Source organism: Sphingomonas sp. UYEF23 (assembly GCF_040546165.1).
In the GTDB taxonomy this organism is placed as follows: domain Bacteria; phylum Pseudomonadota; class Alphaproteobacteria; order Sphingomonadales; family Sphingomonadaceae; genus Sphingomonas; species Sphingomonas glacialis.
In genome coordinates this window covers 1-20506 of the sequence record NZ_JBEPNG010000005.1, presented here as the reverse complement: position 1 = coordinate 20506, position 20506 = coordinate 1, and the positions used below count along the sequence as shown (strand labels likewise).

Below are 20506 nucleotides of genomic sequence, written 5' to 3'. Positions count from 1 at the left end.
GGGGATCCCGCTTCTTCTTCGCGAACCGGGCCAGGCAGCGCGACCCCCGCTTTCGCGGGGGTGACGGAGGAGGAGCACCACCGTCATCGCAGCTAAGCCTCGACGCCCAATTGCCACAGCACGAAGGCATGCTCCTCGGCCGCTTCGCGCAAGCTTTCGAAGCGCCCCGACTTGCCGCCATGCCCAGCGCCCATATTGGTCTTGAGCAGCAGAACATTGCTGTCGGTCTTCACGCTGCGCAGCTTGGCCGCCCATTTCGCGGGCTCCCAATAGGTCACGCGCGGATCATTGAGCCCGCCGCTGATGAACATCGGCGGATAGGCCTGCGCCTTCACTTGGTCATAGGGCGAGTAGCCGCGGATCAGCTCGAACGCCGCCTTATCCTCGATCGGGTTACCCCATTCGGGCCATTCGCCCGGCGTCAGCGGCAGTTCGGCATCGAGCATCGTGTTGAGCACGTCGACGAACGGCACGTCGGCGATAACCGCGCCCCACAGGTCGGGATCGGAATTGACCACTGCCCCCATCAACTCGCCACCGGCCGAACGCCCCGCGATCGCGATCTTGCCGGCCGAGGTCCAGCCGCCCGCGATCAACCCCTTCGCCACATCGACGAAATCGTTGAAGGTGTTGGCGCGCTTCTCGAGCTTGCCGTCGAGATACCATTGCTGGCCGAGATCGTCGCCGCCGCGGATATGCGCGATCGCATAGGCAAAGCCGCGGTCGAGCAGCGACAGCCGCCCGGTCGAGAAGCCCGGCGGGATCGCATAGCCGTACGCGCCGTACGCATAGAGATAGATCGGCCGGCTGCCGTCGCGCGGGAAGTCCTTGGGGTAAACGATCGACACCGGCACCGCGGTGCCATCACGCGCAGCGATCTTGAGCCGCTCGGTGCGATATTTGTCGGCGTCATAGCCCGACGGGATTTCCTGCACCTTGAGCGTCGTCAGCGTGCCCGTCGCGACGTCGTAATCATATTCGGTGCCCGGCGTGACCATCGATTCATAGCCGACGCGCAGCACGTCCATCGCATATTCGGGATTGTTGCCGAGGCCGGCATCGTAGCTCGCCTCGGGAAACACGATCCGCTGCGGTGCGATGCCCTCGTCGTAGCGGTGGATCTCGATCTGATCCAACCCGTCCTCGCGCCCGTCGACGATGAAGAAATCGCGGAAGCAGTCGATCCCCGTCATGTAGAAATGCTTCGACGGGCCGATCTTCTCGACCCACTCGCCCGGCGCCGAGATATGCGCGGTGCACAGTCGGAAATTGGGGTCGGTGTCGTTGGTGTGGATGAACAGCGTGTCGCCGTGCATGTCGACATCGTATTCGCGCCCGACCTTGCGCGGCGCGACGCACAAAGGCGTCGCTAGCGGGTCGGTCGCCGGGAGCAGGTAGATCTCGCTCGTCACATGGTCGCCGCTCGACAGCACGATCCACTTTCGGTCGCTGGTCTCGCTGACGCCGACGCGGAAGCCTTCATCGGCCTCCTTGAACAATTCGACATCATCGGCGACCGGCGTTCCCAGCCAGTGCAGCCTCGCATTGTCGGTGCGCCACTGCTCGTTGGCGAGGCCGTAGAGGAAACCCTTATCGTCGGCGGTCCAGACGATCTCGGACAGCATCCCCGGAATGACGTCGGGCAAATGCTCGCCCGTGGTCAGATCCTTGACGCGCACCTCGAACCGCTCCGAGCCATTGTCGTCGATCGCATACGCGAGCAGCCGCCCGTCGTTCGACACCGAGAAAGCGCCCAAACGAAAATATTCCTTGCCCTCGGCCAGCGCGACTTCGTCGAGGATCAGGTCGGGCTCGCCCCCGCCGACGGGCTTGCGCCACCATTTGCGATACTCGCCGCCGGTCTCGAACGAAGTCCAGTACAGCCAGTCGCCATCCTTCTGCGGCACCGACGAATCGTCTTCCTTGATGCGCGCCTTCATCTCGGCGTAGAGCCGGTCGATCAGCCCCTTGTGCGGCGCCATCACGGCTTCGAAATAGGCGTTCTCGGCCGCGAGATAGGCGAGCACGTCCGTATCGTCGACCTCGGGATAGTTGGGGTCCTTCAGCCACGCGTACGGGTCTTCGATGGTCACGCCGTGTGCGGTGAAGCTGTGGGCGCGAGTCTGCGCGACGGGCGGGGTAAGGTCTGTCATCCCCAATCCCTACCCGCTCCCGGCGGGACAAGTCGAGATGCGTGCGCTTGGGCGACCCGGCTCAGGCCGCGCGCCGTCGATCTGTCCGACCGGAGTGACCGCCACTCCGACATCCGCTTGCGTCGCGCTGCGCTCTCTTTTCGGCGCGCATCGCCAGCGACGGGACGAGACCTCCAGCAGCAACCCACATTCTTAGGATCGCGCGTCCGCAGGCGAACCGGGCACGCCTGCGGGGATGGATGCCGTCGGCCCTGTCGCGCCCGGGCGCGATCTGGCAAGGTTGCGCTTCGTCCCGCCCGATCCGTCAGGATAGGCTGCCTCGCAACCGAACGCCCTCCCCGCTTCCCGCAACCACGAGAAAACGCATGTCGATTCATTCCACCCGCCTCGCCGCCCTTCGTGCCCAGCTGGCGCACGACCGTCTCGACGGGTTCGTCGTCCCGCTGACCGATGAGCATATGAGTGAATATGTCGGTGCCTATGCGCAGCGCCTCGCGTGGCTGACGGGGTTCCAGGGATCCGCCGGGAGCGCGGTCGTGCTGACCGAGCGCGCCGCGATCTTCACCGACGGACGCTACACGCTGCAAGTCCGCGAGCAGGTCTCGGCCGACGACTGGGCCTATGTCGCCGTTCCCGCGACGAGCATCGCGGCATGGCTCGGCGAGCATGCGCCGGCCGGCGGGCGGATCGGCTATGATCCCTGGCTCCACACCCGCGGCTGGGTCGACGACACGCGCGCCGCGCTCGCCGCGCGCAGTGCCGAACTCGTCGCGGTCGAGGCCAATCCGATCGATGCCGTCTGGAGCGACCGCCCCCTCGCCTCGGACGCGCCGCTCGTCGTCCAGGACGAAGCGCGCGCCGGCGTCGGCTCGGCCGCCAAGCGCGCGCAGATCGCCGACTGGCTCGCCGCGACCAAGGCCGACGCCGTCGTGCTGACCGCGCTCGATTCGATCGCCTGGGCGCTCAACGTGCGCGGTCAGGACGTCGCGCACACGCCCGTCGCGCTGGCCTACGCGATCGTCGATGCCGACGGCACCGCCGACCTGTTCGTTGCGCCGGAAAAGGTCGGCGACGCGGTGCGCCAGCATCTCGGCAATGCGATCCGCCTCCACCCGCGCAGCGCCTTTGCCGACGCGCTCGGCCGCTACGCCGGCAAGCGCATCGCCGCCGATCCCGAGCGCGCGGTCGCCGCGATCTTCGACCGGCTCGATCAGGGCGGCGCCACGGTGCTCGCGCTGCGCGACCCCGTCGTGCTCGCCAAGGCGGTCAAGAACCGCGTCGAGATCGACGGTCACCGTGCCGCCTCGGCGCGCGATGGTGCCGCGCTTGCGAAATTCCTCCGCTGGGTCGAGGCCGAGGCGCCCAAGGGCGGGCTCGACGAACTGGCGTGCGTGGCGAAGCTGCAGACGTTCCGCGAGGCGACGGGCGTGCTGCTCGACACCTCGTTCGACACGATCTCGGCAACGGGCGCGCATGGCGCGAGCCCGCACTATCACTCGACGCCCGAATCGAACGCGCCGCTCGAACTGGGGCAGCTCTATCTCGTCGATTCGGGCGGGCAATATGCCGACGGCACGACCGACCTGACGCGCGTCCTGCCGATCGGCGAGCCGACCCCCGAAATGTGCGATCGCTTCACACGCGTACTGCAGGGCCATATCGCGCTGGCGACCGCAGTCTTCCCGCACGGCACGACCGGCGGGCAGCTCGATCCGTTCGCGCGGCGGCCGCTCTGGGCGGTGGGGCTCGATTATGCGCACGGCACGGGCCACGGCGTCGGCGCCTATCTCTCTGTGCATGAAGGGCCGCAGCGGATCGCGCCGCCGACCTATCCCGGCGGCGGCCCGGCCGAGCCGCTGCGTGCCGGCATGATCCTCTCGAACGAGCCCGGCTATTACAAAGCGGGCGAATACGGGATCCGGATCGAGAATCTGATCCTGGTCGAGGAGCGCGGCTTTGCCGAGGGCGCGACGATGCTCGGGTTCGAGACGCTCACTTTTTGTCCGATCGAACGCTCGCTGATCGTCACCGGGATGCTGAGTGCAGCCGAACGCGCGTGGCTCGATTCATACCATGCCCGCGTCGTCGCGGTGATCGGCGATCATCTCGATGCCGACGAGCGTGCCTGGCTCGCGGCGAAATGCGCGCCTATCGCGTGACATCGTCGTCGCGCGGCGCCGCGTCGAGCGCCCGCTCGCGCCCCTTGCGGCGCTTGAGGTTCTCGCGCAGCGCCGCGGCCAGCCGCGCCGCTTTCTCGTCTTCTTTTGTGCTCACCGGTGAAACGCTCCTTGACAATCCCCGCGCCAACCGCTCTTAGGCCGCTTCCGCAGACGCCGTAAGGTGCTTTGCGGACATGCTGCCGTAGCTCAGTGGTAGAGCGCATCCTTGGTAAGGCTGAGGTCGTGAGTTCAATCCTCACCGGCAGCACCAGTTTTTAAAGTACATTCCTACGTTGGGTCTGACAATTTGCCTTCGGGCAAGGCTGCCGCAGCGCCTTCGTCGGTCGGCGGTGCCGCTCGTATGGAATACGGTCACACCGAAAACTCGTTTCAGTGCCGCTACGCCACGGGCGAGGACGGACAGAACGACGCCCGCGTTGCGGCGGAGAAGCCGCGTCGATCGGCAACCGCTTCGGTTTTGCCGACTATCGGGGCAACCACCAGTTCCTTTCGACAGCCGACCTCGCCATCGCCGACCGCGCGTCGCTGCTCTTGATGGACTATTCCGCCCGACGCCGCCTCACGATAATCGGCCCCGCACACTAAACCCGTCAGCGTCGTAGCCATGATCATCCGACCGCCGAAAGCTTGGTACAGCGCCGGCCATCGCCGCCGGCGCTGGACGGGGCATCGGTCCTAGAGGTTTCGTTAACTAACAATCCTTAGAAATGGCATGCACAATTCGGGACGACGCGAAAATGCATACAGCTCTCAGTCTTATGCAAGCATCCCCGGCTAAGCACGCCGTCCCGCGGCCTTGGCTCTCGGTCATTCTGCCCGTCTATCGTGGCGAGGAATGGCTGGAACGGACGCTGTCGTCGATCGCCGCCGATTCCGATCCCGGCATCGAGGTCGTGGTCATCGACAGCAGCCCCGAAGACGGATCGATGGCCATCATCCGCCGCTTCGCGGACCGGCTGAACTTCCGGTTCGTCGACCCCGACGGCATCGACGGCTGCTCGCCCAAAACCAATCTCGGTGTCCGCCATGCCAGCGCCCGGCACGTCACCTGGCTATGCCAGGACGATCTGTGGCTGCCAGGCCGCGCCGCGGCAGTGCGGCGCTGGATCACCGGACGGCCGGACGCGGCGCTGCACCTCGCGCCGACCGCGATCATCGACAAGGACGACAAGGTTCGCGGTATCTGGCGGTGTCCGCTGGCTGACGGCGAAGCGCCGGTCGAGCGGAGCGCGTTGCTCGAAAAGCTGCTCGTCCAGAATTTCGTCGCGGTGGTGAGCCCGGTCATCCGCCGCGACGCCTGGCTCGCTTGCGGCGGCCTCGACCTTGATCTGTGGTACACCGGCGACTGGGATCTGTGGATCAAGCTCGCGCTGCATGGCGAGGTCCTCTATCACGACACCGTCACCGCCGCCTTTCGCATTCACGGGTCGTCCGCCACCACGACCGGCAGCCGCGCGGCGAGCAATTTCAAGGCGCAGCACCGCATCGTCGTCGAGCGTCACATCGCCGCTGTTCCGCAAGGCCGTCGCGCACAGGTACGCCGGCTCGCCAATGCCTCGATCGCCGTCAATTCGGCGCTCGCCGACGCGGCGAACGGCCAGTTGCGCGCGCTTGGCGCAGCGCTGCTGTCGGTGCTTCGGCTCGGGCCCGTCGGGGCCGGACGCTATATTCATCGATCGCGCATCATCGAGCGCGTGCTGCCGCGCCTGCGCGCCAAATCCGCAGGAGTGCTGTGACGATGCCTATCGGGCCCACCGTGCGCCGCATGTTCGGTCGGCACGAACATCTCGTCGCCGCCCTCTATCGATCGGTGTTCATCGATATCGACGCCTATTGTCGTCAAATCGGCGCATGGGTGCCGCAGGCGCGCAGAATTCTCGAAGTGGGATGCGGCGAAGGTGCGGTTACCGAACGGTTGGTACAGCTGTACCCCGACGCGGAGATCATGGCGATCGACGTGACGCCCAATGCCGGACGCTTGTTTCGCGGATGCCGCGAGCGCGTTTCGTTCGAGGAGAAGACCGTCCAGGCGGTCGCGCTCGAGCAGCCCGGACAGTTCGATCTCGTCATCCTGTCCGACGTGATCCATCATGTTCCGACAGCGATCCGCCGCGAACTGCTGGCGGCAGTGCGGCGGACTGTTGCGCCCGACGGAGCGCTTGTTTTCAAGGATTGGGAGCGGACGCCTACCCCGATCCACTGGCTTTGCCACGCCGGAGATCGATGGCTGACGGGCGACCATGTCCACTATCTCTCCAAGCCCGACGCTGATGCGATGCTCGCCGAAGCCTTCGGCCGCCGACCGATCGTGGCGGAGGCGCGCGTGCGGCCGTGGCGCAACAATTTCGCAATGCTGGCCCGCGCGTGATCTGGCAGACGATCCGGTGGCAACCGCTCCGCTATCTGGCAGGCGGAGCCTTTTGCGCGCTGGTGCACAATGTCATCGTGATCAGCGCCACGCAGTGCGGGATCGCGTATCCCGTCGCGCTCATCCTCTCCTTCGGCGTTACGACGCCGATCGGCTACCTGATCCACAGCGCGTTTACCTTCGAGCAAGCGCGTTCCTGGATCCGGCTGCAGCGTTTCATGCTTACCGCGATCATGGGATTTCTGGGCTCGACGCTGCTGATGGTGCTGCTCTGCACGGGGCTGCGCGTCCCGGTAATCGTGGCGACGCCGGTAGCCACCGTGCTCTTGTTCGTGTGGAATTTCACGTCGGCACGCTGGGCGATCCTCCAACGGCGCTAGCCGACGGGCGGTCCGGGTGTAGCATCGCAGGGCATCGTCCTGTATCGAAACGCCAAATCGGGCGGGGAGTTTGATATGAAGGCTGTGATCCTCGCCGGCGGTCTGGGGACGCGCATCTCGGAAGAAACCCATCTCCGCCCGAAACCGATGGTGGAGATCGGCGGCAAGCCGATCCTGTGGCACATCATGAAGATCTATTCCGCCCACGGAATCAACGACTTCGTGATCTGCTGCGGCTATAAGGGCTATATCATCAAGGAATATTTCCTGAACTACATGTCGCATGTCTCCGATCTCACGATCGATCTGGCACGCAACGAAACCACCTACTCCAACCGCCGCGCCGAGCCCTGGCGGATAACCCTGGTCGATACCGGCGAAGCGACGATGACCGGCGGGCGATTGCGCCGCGTCGCAGACCATGTCCGCGACGAGGCGGCGTTCTGCTTCACCTATGGCGATGGTGTCGCCGACATCGACATCACCGCCTCGATCGCGTTTCACAAGGCGCATGGCAAGGCGGCGACGATCACCGCGGTAAAGCCGGCGGGCCGATACGGCGCGCTCGAGACGACCGGCGATCAGGTCATGGGCTTTGCGGAAAAACCGCGCGGCGACGGGGGCATGATCAACGGCGGCTTCTTCGTGCTCAACCCCAGCGTCATCTCGGAAATCGCGGACGATGCGACGACCTGGGAGGCCGCCCCGCTCGAGACGCTCGCCGCCAAGGGCGAGTTGATGGCCTATGCGCACGATGGCTTCTGGCAACCGATGGATACGATGCGCGAAAAGCAGCAGCTGGAAGAGATGTGGGCGACCGGCCGAGCACCGTGGCGGACATGGTGATGCTGGCTGACCCGTCCTTCTGGCCCGGGCGTCGGGTTCTGCTGACCGGCCACACCGGCTTCAAGGGGGGCTGGCTCGCGATCCGGCTCGCCCAGCTTGGTGCCGAGGTGACGGGGCTTGCGCTGGCTCCCTCGACGACGCCCGACCTATTCTCGCTGGCCCGCATCGCGGATGGCCTTACGCATCGCGAATGCGACGTCCGTGATCGCGCCGGCGTTGCCGACTTGGTGCGCGCCGCGCGCCCCGAAATCGTCCTGCATCTGGCCGCCCAGCCGCTGGTGCGCGCAAGCTACGCCGATCCGCTCGCGACCTTCGCGACGAATGTGATGGGCACCGCCCATCTCCTCGACGCTTGCCGCGACAGCGCCGGCCTGCGGGTGATCGTCGTCGTCACCACCGACAAGGTGTACCGCAATCTCGAGCATCCCTATCCCTATCGCGAGAGCGACGCGTTGGGCGGGCACGACCCCTATAGCGCGAGCAAGGCGTCGGCCGAGATCGTCACCGCAAGCTATCGCGACAGCTATCTGGCGGGCGCCGGCATCGCCGTCGCAACCGCACGCGCGGGCAATGTCATCGGCGGCGGGGACTGGTCGGACGATCGACTGCTGCCCGATGCGGTGCGGCATTGGCAGGCAGGCGCCGTGCTGGACGTACGCCGCCCCGACGCGGTCCGTCCGTGGCAGCACGTCCTCGAGGCCGTCCATGCCTATCTCCAACTGGCAGAGGCGTTGTGGCAGCAACCCGCATTGGCCGGCGCCTATAATTTCGGACCGGAGACCGGTGACGCCGCGTCGGTGCGGACGGTGGTTGATCTCGCCCGCGCGGCCTATGGGCGCGGCGAAGCGCGCTTCGGTGCGGTCGAGCCGGGACCGCACGAAGCCGGCTGGCTGAGTCTGGAGATCGCCCGAGCGCGCGCCGCGCTGGGCATCGTGCCGCGCTGGACATTGGAGGAGGCGGTACGTCGCACGATGGTCTGGTACCGCGATCTTCACGACGGCGCCGACGCCCGTGCGCTGTGCGAAGCGGACATTGCGGCATTCGGGGCAGCGCGATGAGCCGCTTTACCGTCACCGAGCTGATGCCTGGCGGGCCGCGCCTGGTCGTCCGTCATCCGGTGGGGGATCCGCGCGGCGCCTTCACACGCCTGTTCTGCGACGATGATCTGCTCGCGGCCGGCTGGAGCGGGCCGATGCGCCAGGCGAACCACAGCCGGACCGAGCAGGCCGGCACGGTTCGCGGCATGCATTTCCAACGCGCGCCGCATGCGGAGACCAAGCTGGTGCTGTGTCTAAACGGCACCGTCTGGGACGTGGCGACCGACATTCGCCCCGACTCTCCCACCTTTCTCACTTCGGTCTCGGCCGAATTATCAGCGGACAACAATACCGCGATGCTGATTCCGCCGGGCTTTGCGCACGGCTTCCAAACGCTGACCGACACGGTCGATCTGCTCTATTTCCATTCGGCGAGCCATGTTCCCGAAGCGGAAGACGGCCTTAATCCGCTCGACCGACGCCTTGCGATACCGTGGCCGCGGGAGGTCACGATCCTGTCTGAGCGCGATCGCTCGCGGCCGATGCTGACAGACGATTTTCGGGACGTAATGCTGTGAAATGTCGCCACTGCGCCGCGCCTTTGCAGGCGCCCTTCCTGGACCTCGGCAGTGCGCCGCCGTCCAATGCCTATCTTTCGGCGGATCGGCTCGACGCGCCCGAGACGTGGTTCCCGCTGCGCCTGCTGGTGTGCCATAGCTGCTGGTTGGTGCAGACCGTCGATTTCACCAGCCGCGACGCCTTGTTCACCGCCGACTATGCCTATTTCAGCTCCTTCTCGCAAAGCTGGCTCGACCACTCCAAGCGGTATGTGGCGGACATGACCGAACGGTTCGGCCTCGATGCGGCGTCGTGCGTGGTCGAGGTCGCCGCCAATGACGGCTATCTCCTGCAATATGTCCGCGACGCCGGCATCCCCACCTACGGCATCGAGCCGACCGCCAGCACGGCGGCCGCCGCGCGTGCGCGGGGCATCGAGATTGTCGAGGCCTTCTTCGGCGTTACGCTCGGCGAGACACTGGCCGCCGAAGGGCGTGATGCCGACCTAATCATCGCCAATAACGTGCTGGCGCATGTGCCCGATATCAACGATTTCGTCGGCGGCTTCGCGCGGTTGCTCAAGCCGACCGGCGTTGCCACCTTCGAATTCCCGCATTTGCTGGAAATGGTTTCACGCAACCAGTTCGATACGGCGTATCACGAGCATTATTCCTATCTCTCGCTGACGGCGGTCGCGCGGATCTTCGCGGCGAACGGCCTTTCGGTGTTCGACGTCGCGCGCCTTCCGACGCATGGCGGCAGCCTGCGCGTCTTTGCTCAGAAGGCGGGCGGGCCTCATGCCGTCACCCCGGCGGTGACGGCACTGCTCCAGACCGAGCAGGATGCCGGCATCACGACCCCCGCATTCTACGCGACGTTCCAACGCTCCGCGGAAACGGTGAAGGACGATTTGCTCTCGTTCCTGCTGGCGGCGCGGCGCGACGGGTTGAAGGTGGGCGCCTATGGCGCTGCCGCCAAGGGGAACACCTTGCTCAACTTCGCCGGTATCCGCCCCGATCTTCTTCCCTATGTGGTCGATCTCAATCCAGCGAAGGCGGGATCGTACATGCCCGGCAGCCGGATTCCGATCGTCGCCGAGGATCGACTGCGGGCCGACCGGCCCGACCGCATCTTGATCCTGCCGTGGAACCTGCGCGACGAGGTCGTTGCGCAACTCGCCTATGCGCGGGAATGGGATGCCCGCTTCGTGGTGGCGGTGCCCAGTCTCCAGCTGATCTGATGCGGGTCCTTCTCACCGGCGCCAGTGGCTTCATCGGCCGCGCGGTGGTGCCGCTGTTGCTGGAGGCGGGTGTCGAGGTCCACGCGCTGGGCCGATCGCCGGTCGATCATGCCGGTGTCATCGATCATCCGGCCGATCTGTTGGCCGGTGTCGATCGCAGCATGATCGAGGCAATCGGCGCGACCCACCTGCTCCATCTCGCCTGGGAGGCGAGGCCCGGCTTCTGGGCGGCCGCCGAGAACCTCGATTGGGTGGCGGCATCGATCGGCCTCGTCCGCGCCTTTGTCGCGGGCGGCGGCCGGCGCGCGGTCGTTGCGGGCAGCTGCGCGGAATATGACTGGACGGGGTCGGGCCGGCTCGAAGAAGCCATCTCGCCGATACGGCCAGCGACCCTCTACGGCACGGCGAAAGCGAGCCTCCACGCGGTCCTCGCAAAGGCGGCCCCCGGGCTTGGTCTTTCGCTCGCCTGGGCGCGGATCTTCTTTCCCTATGGCCCCGGCGAGCGACCCGAACGATTGCTCGGCTCCCTGCTCGAAGCGGCGCACAGCGGCGACGTCGCCAAGGTATCCGAGGGTTCGCAGCGACGCGATTTCATCCACGTCGAGGATGTTGCGGCCGCGCTGGTGGCGATCCTCGCCGCACCGGTCGAGGGCGTAGTCAACGTCGCGAGCGGGAAGGCCGCGACCGTCCGACGCTTCGTCGAGATCGCGACGCAGGCAGCCGGATCGGCCGATCGCGTCGCCTATGGGGCGATCCCGACTCGTCCGGATGATCCGCCCCTGATCGAAGGCGCGATCGACCGCTTGCTCGCCGAGACCGCGTATCGCCCCCGCTTCACGCTGGAGACGGGTTTGGCCGACGCCGTTGCCCGTTTTGGCGTCTCGCCGCCGACCTCTGACTAACGCGCCGGCTTCCGTCGTTAGCCGCGGCCGAGCGTCGCGATCGGGATCGTCATGCCGCGATCCGGTCGATCGGGACGGCGCTTGCGACAAACGCGTCCTGGCGCGCCGTTGCGACGAAGCGCGCTTCGTGCCCGGCGATGATCGCCAGCAGGAAGCCGCCGATGATCGTCTGCAACCCGGTCGCGCCCAGCACGCACGCGAGGATCAGCGGCAGCGGTGTGGACAGCGCGGCAAAGTCTCCGTTCGACCACTCCCACGCGACCGCGCCGAGCCCGCACCCCGATACGAGCAGCAGCGCAGCACCGGTAATCAGCATCGTCTCCAATGTCAGCAGCCGGGCATAGCGGCGCACGATCTTCGGCATGCGCCGATACCCCTCGTTGACGCTGTGAAGATGCGTCGCGGCGGCCATGACGGCCGAAAGATGCCCGATGCAGAACAGGAATCCGGCAACGAGCGACCAGCTCGTGCCGAACGCACCCGTCCCGGGGAGAAGTCCCAGCATATGCGCGAGCGCTATGGCGAGGATGACTGTCGCGACGCCCATCGCCGCGAGCGCCGGAATCCCGAACAGCCATGTCGGGCTGAGCATCAGCAAATAGCGCAGATGCCGCCACCCGTCGCGCCACGGGCGCAGATGCGGCGCACGGTCACGCAAATCGACCGAAAGGGTTGCCGGCGTCTGTTCGATACGGATTCGCTTGAGGCTGGCTTTGACGACCATTTCGCTGGCGAATTCCATGCCGGCCCCGGTCAGGCCCAGCGCAACGAACACATCGCGGCGAATGGCGCGCAGCCCGCAATGCGCATCCTCGATGCCCGACCGGAACAGCAGGTTGAGCACACCGGTGAGCAGCGGGTTGCCGATATAGCGATTCTTCCAGGGCATCGCGCCCGGTGCGATGCCGCCGGCGAAGCGCGATCCCATGCACAGGTCGGCACCCGCCAGGAGACGCGCGATCATCGCGACGCCATCGGTAAAATCATAGCTGCCGTCGGCATCGCCGATGAGGAGATAGTCACCGAAGGCGGCGTGCCCGCCGCCGATGATCGCCGCACCGTAGCCGCGCTCCGCAATCGCCACGACGCGCGCACCGCACGCGGCCGCGATCGCCTGGCTGCCATCGGTCGAGCCGTTGTCGGCGATGAGGATCTCGCCGCTGATCCCGAACTCGCGCTCGATCGTGTTCAACGCATCGCGCGCATTGGCGATGCAGTGCGGCAAGCTGATCGCTTCGTTGAGGCACGGCATCACGATCGAGATCGCAAGCGGCATGGCGGCTGGCGGGAGCGTCTTGTCGAACCGTTGAACGAACATGCATGGCCTCCGCTGCGCTCATCTCGGGCTAGCGGACAATGGTTAACCAACCGCTACCGCATGGTCGGGCGGCCAGCCGCAATCGACGTCGCCGCTATTGCTTCTCCCGACATTTGACTAACCCAACGCTGCTCGGACAGGGTGAACGCGTCGTTTGGCTTTCCCTGGTCGATCGGCCACGCCACCGTGTCAGGAACTTCGATGCAGACTATGATCGGTGCGCCCAAGCGACAGCCAAAACCGCTTGGATCGCTGGACCTCGCGGCGCTGATGCTGCTTCCGCTGGTCGCGCGTGCGGCGACGACGACCGGCAATCTTTTCACACTGTACCAAGTGCAGACGCAGGACATCGCCATCCTGCTCGCGCTGCCAGTCCTGCTTTTCATCCTCCAGCGTTTCGCCCCCGCATGGCGCCTGCCGGATCGAGCACCGAGCGTGCGGGTCGTTCTGGTCGCCAGTGTCATCATCGCACTGGTGCTTGGCTGGGGCGCCTACGCCCTGCTCTTTGATTTTCCGATCTCGGGCGACGAGCGCATGGTCGTTTTTGACATGCAGGTCTATGACAAGGGGCGGCTCGCAGCTCCCTTAGCCCCGCAGTGGCGACCTTTTGCGGGTGCGCTGGTGCCCGCATTCCTCCTGAACGCGGAATCGCCGACCGCAATGGTCTCCGGCTATTTGCCGGTCAACGCACTGTTGCGTCTTGTCTTTTCCAAGATCGCCGACCCGGTGTTCTACAACCCCGCATTGGTGGTGTTCGGCGCGGTGGCGCTGCTCGATCTCGCCAAGCGCCTGTTCGGCGCAGATAACCGCGCGATCTGGGTCACGCTGATCGTCTATTTCACCTCGAGCCAGATGCTCGTCAACGCGATGACCACCTATGCGATGACGGGCCATATGGCGTTGAACCTGATCTGGCTGGCCGCGTTTCTGCGCGGCGGTCGTTGGGGGCATGCCGGCGCGATCGCGATCGGGTTCCTCGCGACCGGGCTCCACCAACTGGTGTTCCACCTGTTCTTTGTCGCGCCGTTCATTGTCTGGCACCTCCGGCTGGGCAGATGGCGGCTGTGGCTGCTGTACTGCGCTGCCTATTGCGCAATTGCCGCGTGGTGGATCGGGTTTCCGTTGATTGCGGCGTTGCAAACTGGCGCATCCGCGCATCCGGACCCGAGTGGCAGCCGGTTCCTCGACAAGGTCATACCGCTGCTCCTGGTTCGCGATCCGCTGACGTTGTCATGGATGATGCTGAACATGCTGCGCTTCGTCGCCTGGCAGAACCTGGCGCTGCTCCCGCTCATCGTGGCGGCGGTGCCCGTCGCCCGACGTGGCGGACTGGCCGCGCCGATGCTTCTCGGGATCGCGATCTGGCTGTTGTTCGTGGGATTTACCCTGCCATACCAGGGTCACGGCTGGGGATATCGCTATCTGCACCCCTATCTCGGCAGCTTCGCGCTGCTCGCGGGGCTGGGCTATCAGCAGCTGGCGTTGAAAGCGCCGCAGCGGACCGACGGTATGGTCATCCTATTGAGCGTGCTGACGCTGGTGCCGGCGATGCCGATCCTAATGCTCCATGCGCGGTGGTTCGCGGAGCCGCAAGTGCGGCTCGATCGTGTCATCTCGACGAAGCAAAGCGACTTTGTGGTGATCAATACAGATCCGCCAAGATCAACCAGCGACGGGCGCTGGGCGATAAGCGCGGTGGATCAAGTCGGGACGGACCCGGATCTTACCAACCGGCCGTTGCGCTTCGCCAGCCATGCCCTGAACCGCGAAATGGCGGTCGCGCTCTGCCGCCGTGGTACGGTCAGTGTGGTCGACTGGCCCGAAATGCACAAACTCGGCTTCGGCCTCAACGTTATCGGTAGCGAGCGGAGATTTGATGCACTGCAAAATCTCTTTCGAACCGAGGGGTGCCTGAAACCGTAACTTCGACCAACCGCGCGAAGATCGGTAGCCCACGCCCATAGCGGACGCTTTCAAGAGGGAAACTTCAGCGGCAATCGGCCTTGAAGGTCCGACAGGGTTTCTCGAGGTTGCTGTGCGCGCAAGTGCGATCAGCGGATGAGCTGCAACGCTTCGCGATCGGCGGTCGCCGCAGCCAATTCGGCACGAGCAGACGCGATCCGCGCCTGCGCGTCGACCAGGCGCACGCGCGCGTCGGTCGCGGTTTCCTCGCGCTGGTTGACCAGGAAGAAATCGGCCGATCCAAGCTCGAACCGACGGCGCTCGGCCGTCGCCAGGCGTTCGGCCAGTTGACGCTCCTCGTCGGCAATCGCGGCCAGCCGCTCGGCGGCACCGACCGCGATGACGATACCCTGAACCTCGACGGTAATCTGGTCGCGGAGAAAGCGACTGCGCTGGCCGAGCGCCTCGATCTCGGCGCGGGCTTCGGCAACGCGGCCCTTGGCGGCGCGGTTCTGCAGCGGCACGCTGAACCGGAAACCGACGGCAGCCTCAAGCGGCGTCCTGTTCGGGCCGCCCAGACCGACCGACCCGACATCCTTGCCGACTTCGCCGCGCAGGTCGAGGCGAGGCGACAGATCGTTTTCCGCCAGGGTCAGCCGCGACGTCGCCTGGTCGATCCGCGCGAGCACCGCGCGATAGTCGGGCCTCTCGACCGGTCCCGCGCGCGTCGTGGCGATAGAAAGCGCGGCCAGCGCGCCGGCATCCTCCGGCAGGCGATCCTCCGAAACCGTCACAGGCGCCCCCGCTTCGTCGCGCAGATAGAGCGACAGCGCATTGGCCGCGCCCGCGACGTCCTGTTCCGCACGAACCGCTAGCGCACGTCGCCGCACGAGATTCTGATCGTTCTCGACGAGCAGGATGTCGGGGCGCGCACCGAGCGTCACCAGACGGCCGATAGCGCTGCGGCGGCGCTCCGCGAGGTGCAGCAGATCGCGATAGGCGCGCATGCGCAAGCCGGCCGCGACCCAGGCTTGATAGGCGTCGACTGCGCGGCGCTGCACGCCGATCGCAACCATGTCCGCCTCGAACCGCGCGACGTCGATATCGGTGCCGGCGATGGTGCGCCGGGTGCGGCGTTCGTCGATCACGCGGTCGCGCAGCAGCGCGAACAGCGCGCCGACCTTCGCCTCGCCGAGCCGGTTGGTATAGGCCTGGTCCTCATACACAGGAAAAGTGCCGCGCGACGCGCGATAGCCGCCATAGACGTAACCGCCATTGCCGGTGAGCGGTCGTGTCGCGCGCGCTTCAACGACGGTGCCGTCATAATAGCCCGCGACGCGCGACCGCGCATCCACGTCGAACACGGTGTCGAAGGCGCCCTCGGCGGAAAGCGCGCGCCCATCCGCCTGACGCACCCGTGCCAGTGCCTCTACGATCTGCGGCGCGGACCGCGCGGAGGAGCGCAGCACCTCGTCGAGCGTCAGTGGCGCGACCTGCGCCGATGCGACGCCAGACCACAGCATGAGGAGCAGCGGGACGATGCGCAGCAGGGCGATGACACGCGTCACTTCTTTGCCTCCGCGTCCTTGCCGGTTTCGTCGACGCTGGGCTTTGCGGGCGGCTTGGGTTGCGCCTTGCTGGACGCCGCGCCGCGCTGACCGAATTCCAGCGGAAAGTCGTTAAGCTGTCGCCACACTTCGTAGCCGACGAGGACGGTTTCGCCCTGCACCCAACCGCGCACTTTTCCGCCTGGGCGGACGAAGGTGCCGGTTGGCCAAGCCGGTTTGCCGGGTCGCGGTTCGACAAGGATGCGGAAGGCGCCGTCGGGGGCGGCATTGGGATCGATCATGCGAACGCGCCCGTCGAACATGCCTTGCGCGACCGATGGCCAGCCACTGAACTGGATTGCGGGCCAGCCCTCGAACTCGAGCCGCACCGGACGACCGGGGCGGATCAGCGGCATGTCGCGACCATCGACGTACAGCTCGACCGCGCGCTCGACGCGCTCGGGCGCGATCACGGCCAGCACCGTGCCGGGCGATACCAGCGCGCTGCCGCTCGCGGCGTTGAGCTGCTGGACGCGGCCGTCGCGCGGGGCGCGGACGAGTTGCGCCGACTGCCGCCTGAGCTGGATATCGATCCGGTTGAGTTTGGCGCGCGCTTCGGCGAGCTTGGCGCCGGCGTCGGCGACCTTGATCTGCGTCTGCTCGTAATCGCGGCGGGCGGCGAGCCCCTCGGCGAGCAGCTGCCCGGTGCGCGCAACATCGATTCCGGCGACCGCGCGGCTTTGCTGGATCGCGGCGATCTCCGCCTGCACTTGCGCGCGTTCGGCCCCCAGGCGCGCGAGCAGGTCTGGGTCGAGATCGACGACGCGTGCGATCGGATCCCCGCGCCCAACGTGCTGGCCGTCCTGGACGTACCAGCGCTCGACCTTGCCCGGAACCAGCGCGGTCACCGGTTGCTGTCGGTCGCCGGGATCGAGCGCGACGACCCGCCCCGTGCCGTTGGCGGTCTGCACCCAGGGGACCAGCGCCATGATCGCCGCGGCGATCGCGATGCCCAGCATGAGCATCCACGCCACGGCCGACGCCACCCGCGGCGCGCGCATTGCGGCAAGCGTCTGGAAATGCGCGAGGCGATCGGGCTTATACGACATTGCCGGCTCCATGCTGGGTCGCGGCGACCAGCGTTGCACAATTGTCGAAGCGTCGCTGCCGATCGGGTTCGAGATGGAACCAGCCGTCGAGCGCGATATCCTCGGGCCGCCCCGTGCACAGCAAGACCGTCGTACCGGCCGCCTTGAGCTGGCGCAGCACCTCGGCCAGGCGGCTCGTCGGGATCAGATCGTAGAGCTGCGCCAGCATCAGGACGTGCGGGCGCACCAGCAGCGCATTGGCGAGCTTCAGCGCCATCACCTCGCCGATCGACAGCGGATAGCCCGATGCCGCCAGCGGTGTATCGAGCCCGTGCGGCAGCCCGGCGATGCGGTCGCGCAAGCCGACCGTCTCCAGCGCGTCGAGCATGACGGTGGATGTCGACGCAGCCGCAGCGAGAGTCAGATACTCGCGGATCGTGACCTCGACGATGCTCGGCCGGTCGAGCACCATGACCTCGGATCGCAGCCGATACATGTCGAACGTCGCCATGTCGGCACCACCGACAGTGACCAGGCCGCGCTCGGGAATCACATGGCGTTTGAGAACCATCGCCAACAACCGTTCGGCACCCCCGTCGGCGCGCGTAACGAGCTGTTCGCCCGCCGCGAGCTCGAAATCGAAGCGCGCGCCCTCGATCACGACGCGGTCGAGCCGCACCGCACCGTCGCCGGGCGACTGCCCCACCGCGACGACCGCGCTCTCCTGCGGTATCGCGTAGAGCAGCGACAATTCCTCCGCGCTCGCCACCAGATCGTAGAGCGTGTCGAGATACCAGCCGAGCTGCGACACGCCGTAGAACACGCCGCCTAGGATCAGCTCCGCCGCGACCAGCTGTCCGATCGACAACTCTCCGCTCAAAATGAGGGTGCCGCCCAGCGCCAGCAGCGCCGCGCTGGCAAAGGCATAGAGGAGCAGGAAGGCGACCGTCTGCGTGAAGCTGTAACGGAAATAGCGCCGATGGCGATCGACATAGGTGGCGGTGACGGCTTCCGAACGGTCCATCGCGAAATCGAAATGGCGGCTCGACTTGTAGAAGCCGTTCGACCCGCCGACGCTTTCGAGCCAGCGCGCGGCGTCGTGCTTGGCATGGCTCAGCGCGACCGCCGAACGGATCGAGCCGCGCGACCAGATCAGCCAGATCGCTAGGATGACGAGCAGGAGGATCGCGTTGAAGGCGAGGAAGAAGGGATGGTAGAAGCTGGTGACGATGAGGCCCACCGCCGATTGCAGGATGATCGTGAACGCGCCGATGACCAGGCTCGGCACCGCTTTCTGCACGATGACGAGGTCGAAATAGCGATTGAACAGGTCGCCGCGATTCTGGTCGGCGAAGAACGGGTTCTGGGCATGGACCGCGCGGACGGTGATCTCGGCGACGATCCGCGCGAACAGCCGACGCTCGAACAGCGCCATCATCCAGAACCGCATGGCGCTGAGCCCCGCGACCACCAGCAGCAGCCCGAGCAACAGCCCCGCCAGCGTCCATAACGGTGCTGGCATCGCGGTGTAGGCGACGCTGTTGATCAGCAGCTGCACCGAGATCGGCGTGGCGAGCGACAACAGGCTGATCGCGACGCCGTAGACCATCGTGAGACGGACGTACGCCATGTCAGGCCCGACAATCTCTGCCAGCCACCCGACCGCTGAACGCCATCCGATGTGTTCGCCTGCCATGTGCCCCTCGCGTATGATCGAAGCCGAGTATCTCCCATTCGCGGCATTAGGACAATGCAGCGTGGCTTATGATATCAATAGGAATATCCTATGCGAAAACAGCCCGTAGCAAGCCGGCGATCAAGCCATAGGCCGGTGCGCGCCCGGCACCGTGTCGCCACAGCAGTCCGATATCTCTGTAGTAGCGGCTCCCCTTTATCGGCCGCACGACGACGTCGTCGCCTTCGCGAACTTCCTGGCGGACGTAGAGTTCGGGTAGCAAGGCAAGCCCCATGCCCATGCCCGCCATCTGGCGGATCGCATCGAGGCTGGTCCCTTCGTAGTCACGTAATACGTTGGCGCCCACATCGATCGCGATCGCCGCGACCTGTTCGGCCAGCCGATATTCGGGTTGTAGCGTCAACAGGCTGGTGCCGCGCAGATCGGATGGTGCGATGATCGTCTTTGCCACGAGCGGATGATCGGACGCCATCGCGACGTACAAAGGTTCGCGAAAGAGGCGCTCGCTGTGGAACGCGCCGCCCGTCACGGGCAGTTGCGCCAGGATCAAATCGTGGACGCCAGTGGCAAGTCCGGTCGCGAGTGCGGTCGGCAGGCCCTCGCGGACATGGACACGGAGCGTGGGATGCTCGCGGTGCAGCCGCGCGACCAGCGCCGGCATAAGATACGCGCCGAGCGTCGGCGACACACCGAGCCGGATCGTGCCGATCAAGGGATCGGCCGAACTTGCCCTGAAATCTTCGAGGTCGACAACATCGAGCAGGATGCGCCGTGCCCGGTCGAGCAAGTCGCGTCCCAGCGGGGTAAGGATTGCCGGACCTCCCCGCTCGAACAACGCTGCCCCGATGATGGTTTCGAGCGCGCGGATCTGTTGCGAGAGCGACGGCTGGGAAACGCCCATCCGCTCGGCTGCTCGCGTGAAGCTGCCCGCTTCGGCCAGCGCGACGAAATAGCTGAGGTGACGAATCGTGGTTTTGGGGAACGGCATGACCCACGCTATCGCGTTAGGCCGTCTGCGCGCACCCCCTGATGGTTGAACGGCGTAGACGCGCGCATGTCAGGGAATGCCGGTTGCCGGATCAGGTTGCCGTGGCCGACACGCTGTACGACGAGTTGGTCCACGGCGAAGCGGCGGAGATACAGGTAACGCTTATCGAGGGCATGGCTGTACATCCGGACGGTGCACACGGCCCGTAGTAAGCGTGGCGTAGAGGCCGCGCCTCAAGCGGCTTTCGCGAGCATTTGATCGTTCGGCGACTGCCAATTCCATGGCAGCAGTTCATCCCAGCGC

Annotated in this window: 17 protein-coding genes and 1 tRNA gene; 11 read left to right on the top strand and 7 right to left on the bottom strand. The window is 66.0% G+C overall.

What is annotated here, in order from left to right; translation table 11 throughout:
- Positions 1-92 precede the first annotated feature (92 nt).
- Complete coding sequence (locus ABIB28_RS10670) at positions 93-2153, bottom strand: S9 family peptidase (protein ID WP_354288117.1); 2061 nt, start codon at positions 2151-2153, stop codon at positions 93-95.
- A 365-nt stretch (positions 2154-2518) separates the two neighbouring features.
- Between ABIB28_RS10670 and ABIB28_RS10665 the strand changes: the two genes are divergently transcribed.
- Positions 2519-4312, top strand: a complete 1794-nt coding sequence (locus tag ABIB28_RS10665; protein ID WP_354288116.1) for an aminopeptidase P family protein — start codon at positions 2519-2521, stop codon at positions 4310-4312.
- Here the strand turns inward: ABIB28_RS10665 and ABIB28_RS10660 are convergent.
- Complete coding sequence (locus ABIB28_RS10660; protein ID WP_268249518.1) at positions 4302-4427, bottom strand: hypothetical protein; 126 nt, start codon at positions 4425-4427, stop codon at positions 4302-4304. The two genes, ABIB28_RS10665 and ABIB28_RS10660, sit on opposite strands and share 11 nt — an antisense overlap.
- Before the next feature lie 81 nt (positions 4428-4508).
- On the opposite strand from ABIB28_RS10660, the gene ABIB28_RS10655 reads away from it, so the two are divergent.
- The 9 genes from ABIB28_RS10655 (at position 4509) to ABIB28_RS10610 (ending at position 11664) form a co-directional block, all read left to right on the top strand.
- Positions 4509-4583 (top strand) — tRNA-Thr (locus ABIB28_RS10655).
- A gap of 508 nt (positions 4584-5091) precedes the next feature.
- Positions 5092-6069 carry a glycosyltransferase gene (locus ABIB28_RS10645; protein WP_354288115.1) on the top strand — a complete coding sequence of 326 codons (978 nt, stop codon included), beginning with the start codon at positions 5092-5094 and terminating at the stop codon, positions 6067-6069.
- 2 nt (positions 6070-6071) lie between these two features.
- A complete protein-coding gene (locus tag ABIB28_RS10640) occupies positions 6072-6701 on the top strand; it encodes a class I SAM-dependent methyltransferase (RefSeq protein ID WP_189676974.1) in 630 nt (209 codons plus the stop codon).
- Complete coding sequence (locus tag ABIB28_RS10635) at positions 6665-7081, top strand: GtrA family protein (RefSeq protein WP_354288114.1); 417 nt, start codon at positions 6665-6667, stop codon at positions 7079-7081. The genes ABIB28_RS10640 and ABIB28_RS10635 overlap by 37 nt, the downstream gene beginning before the upstream one ends.
- A 75-nt stretch (positions 7082-7156) precedes the next feature.
- Complete coding sequence (rfbF, locus tag ABIB28_RS10630) at positions 7157-7927, top strand: glucose-1-phosphate cytidylyltransferase (RefSeq protein ID WP_322162085.1); 771 nt, start codon at positions 7157-7159, stop codon at positions 7925-7927.
- Positions 7891-8985 (top strand): CDP-glucose 4,6-dehydratase, encoded by a 1095-nt coding sequence (gene rfbG, locus ABIB28_RS10625; RefSeq protein ID WP_354288113.1) that lies wholly within the window; start codon positions 7891-7893, stop codon positions 8983-8985. The genes rfbF and rfbG overlap by 37 nt, the downstream gene beginning before the upstream one ends.
- Positions 8982-9542: a dTDP-4-dehydrorhamnose 3,5-epimerase family protein gene (locus tag ABIB28_RS10620; protein ID WP_354288112.1), complete on the top strand. Its 561-nt coding sequence runs from the start codon at positions 8982-8984 to the stop codon at positions 9540-9542. The genes rfbG and ABIB28_RS10620 overlap by 4 nt, the downstream gene beginning before the upstream one ends.
- Entirely contained in the window at positions 9539-10762 is a 1224-nt protein-coding gene (locus tag ABIB28_RS10615) for a class I SAM-dependent methyltransferase (RefSeq protein ID WP_354288111.1), read from the top strand. Before ABIB28_RS10620 ends, ABIB28_RS10615 begins: the two co-directional genes overlap by 4 nt.
- Positions 10762-11664: an NAD-dependent epimerase/dehydratase family protein gene (locus ABIB28_RS10610; protein WP_354288110.1), complete on the top strand. Its 903-nt coding sequence runs from the start codon at positions 10762-10764 to the stop codon at positions 11662-11664. The genes ABIB28_RS10615 and ABIB28_RS10610 overlap by 1 nt, the downstream gene beginning before the upstream one ends.
- Positions 11665-11713: 49 nt before the next feature.
- Here the strand turns inward: ABIB28_RS10610 and ABIB28_RS10605 are convergent, their stop codons facing one another.
- Positions 11714-12982, bottom strand: coding sequence for a glycosyltransferase family 2 protein (locus tag ABIB28_RS10605; protein WP_354288109.1), 1269 nt, complete (start codon positions 12980-12982; stop codon positions 11714-11716).
- Between the two features lie 201 nt (positions 12983-13183).
- Here ABIB28_RS10605 and ABIB28_RS10600 point away from each other — a divergent pair, with 201 nt between their 5' ends.
- Positions 13184-14905: a hypothetical protein gene (locus ABIB28_RS10600; protein ID WP_354288108.1), complete on the top strand. Its 1722-nt coding sequence runs from the start codon at positions 13184-13186 to the stop codon at positions 14903-14905.
- 128 nt (positions 14906-15033) lie between these two features.
- Here the strand turns inward: ABIB28_RS10600 and ABIB28_RS10595 are convergent, their stop codons facing one another.
- The 4 genes from ABIB28_RS10595 to ABIB28_RS10580 all read right to left on the bottom strand — a co-directional run bounded on the left by ABIB28_RS10595 (position 15034) and on the right by ABIB28_RS10580 (position 20203).
- Positions 15034-16407 carry a TolC family protein gene (locus tag ABIB28_RS10595; protein ID WP_502958239.1) on the bottom strand — a complete coding sequence of 458 codons (1374 nt, stop codon included), beginning with the start codon at positions 16405-16407 and terminating at the stop codon, positions 15034-15036.
- Positions 16408-16448: 41 nt separating this feature from the next.
- Positions 16449-17540 (bottom strand): efflux RND transporter periplasmic adaptor subunit, encoded by a 1092-nt coding sequence (locus ABIB28_RS10590; protein WP_354288106.1) that lies wholly within the window; start codon positions 17538-17540, stop codon positions 16449-16451.
- Entirely contained in the window at positions 17530-19215 is a 1686-nt protein-coding gene (locus tag ABIB28_RS10585; protein ID WP_354288105.1) for an ABC transporter transmembrane domain-containing protein, read from the bottom strand. The genes ABIB28_RS10590 and ABIB28_RS10585 overlap by 11 nt, the downstream gene beginning before the upstream one ends.
- Before the next feature lie 88 nt (positions 19216-19303).
- On the bottom strand, positions 19304-20203 hold the full coding sequence (locus ABIB28_RS10580) for a hydrogen peroxide-inducible genes activator (RefSeq protein WP_354288104.1): 900 nt from the start codon (positions 20201-20203) through the stop codon (positions 19304-19306).
- Positions 20204-20506: the final 303 nt, after the last annotated feature.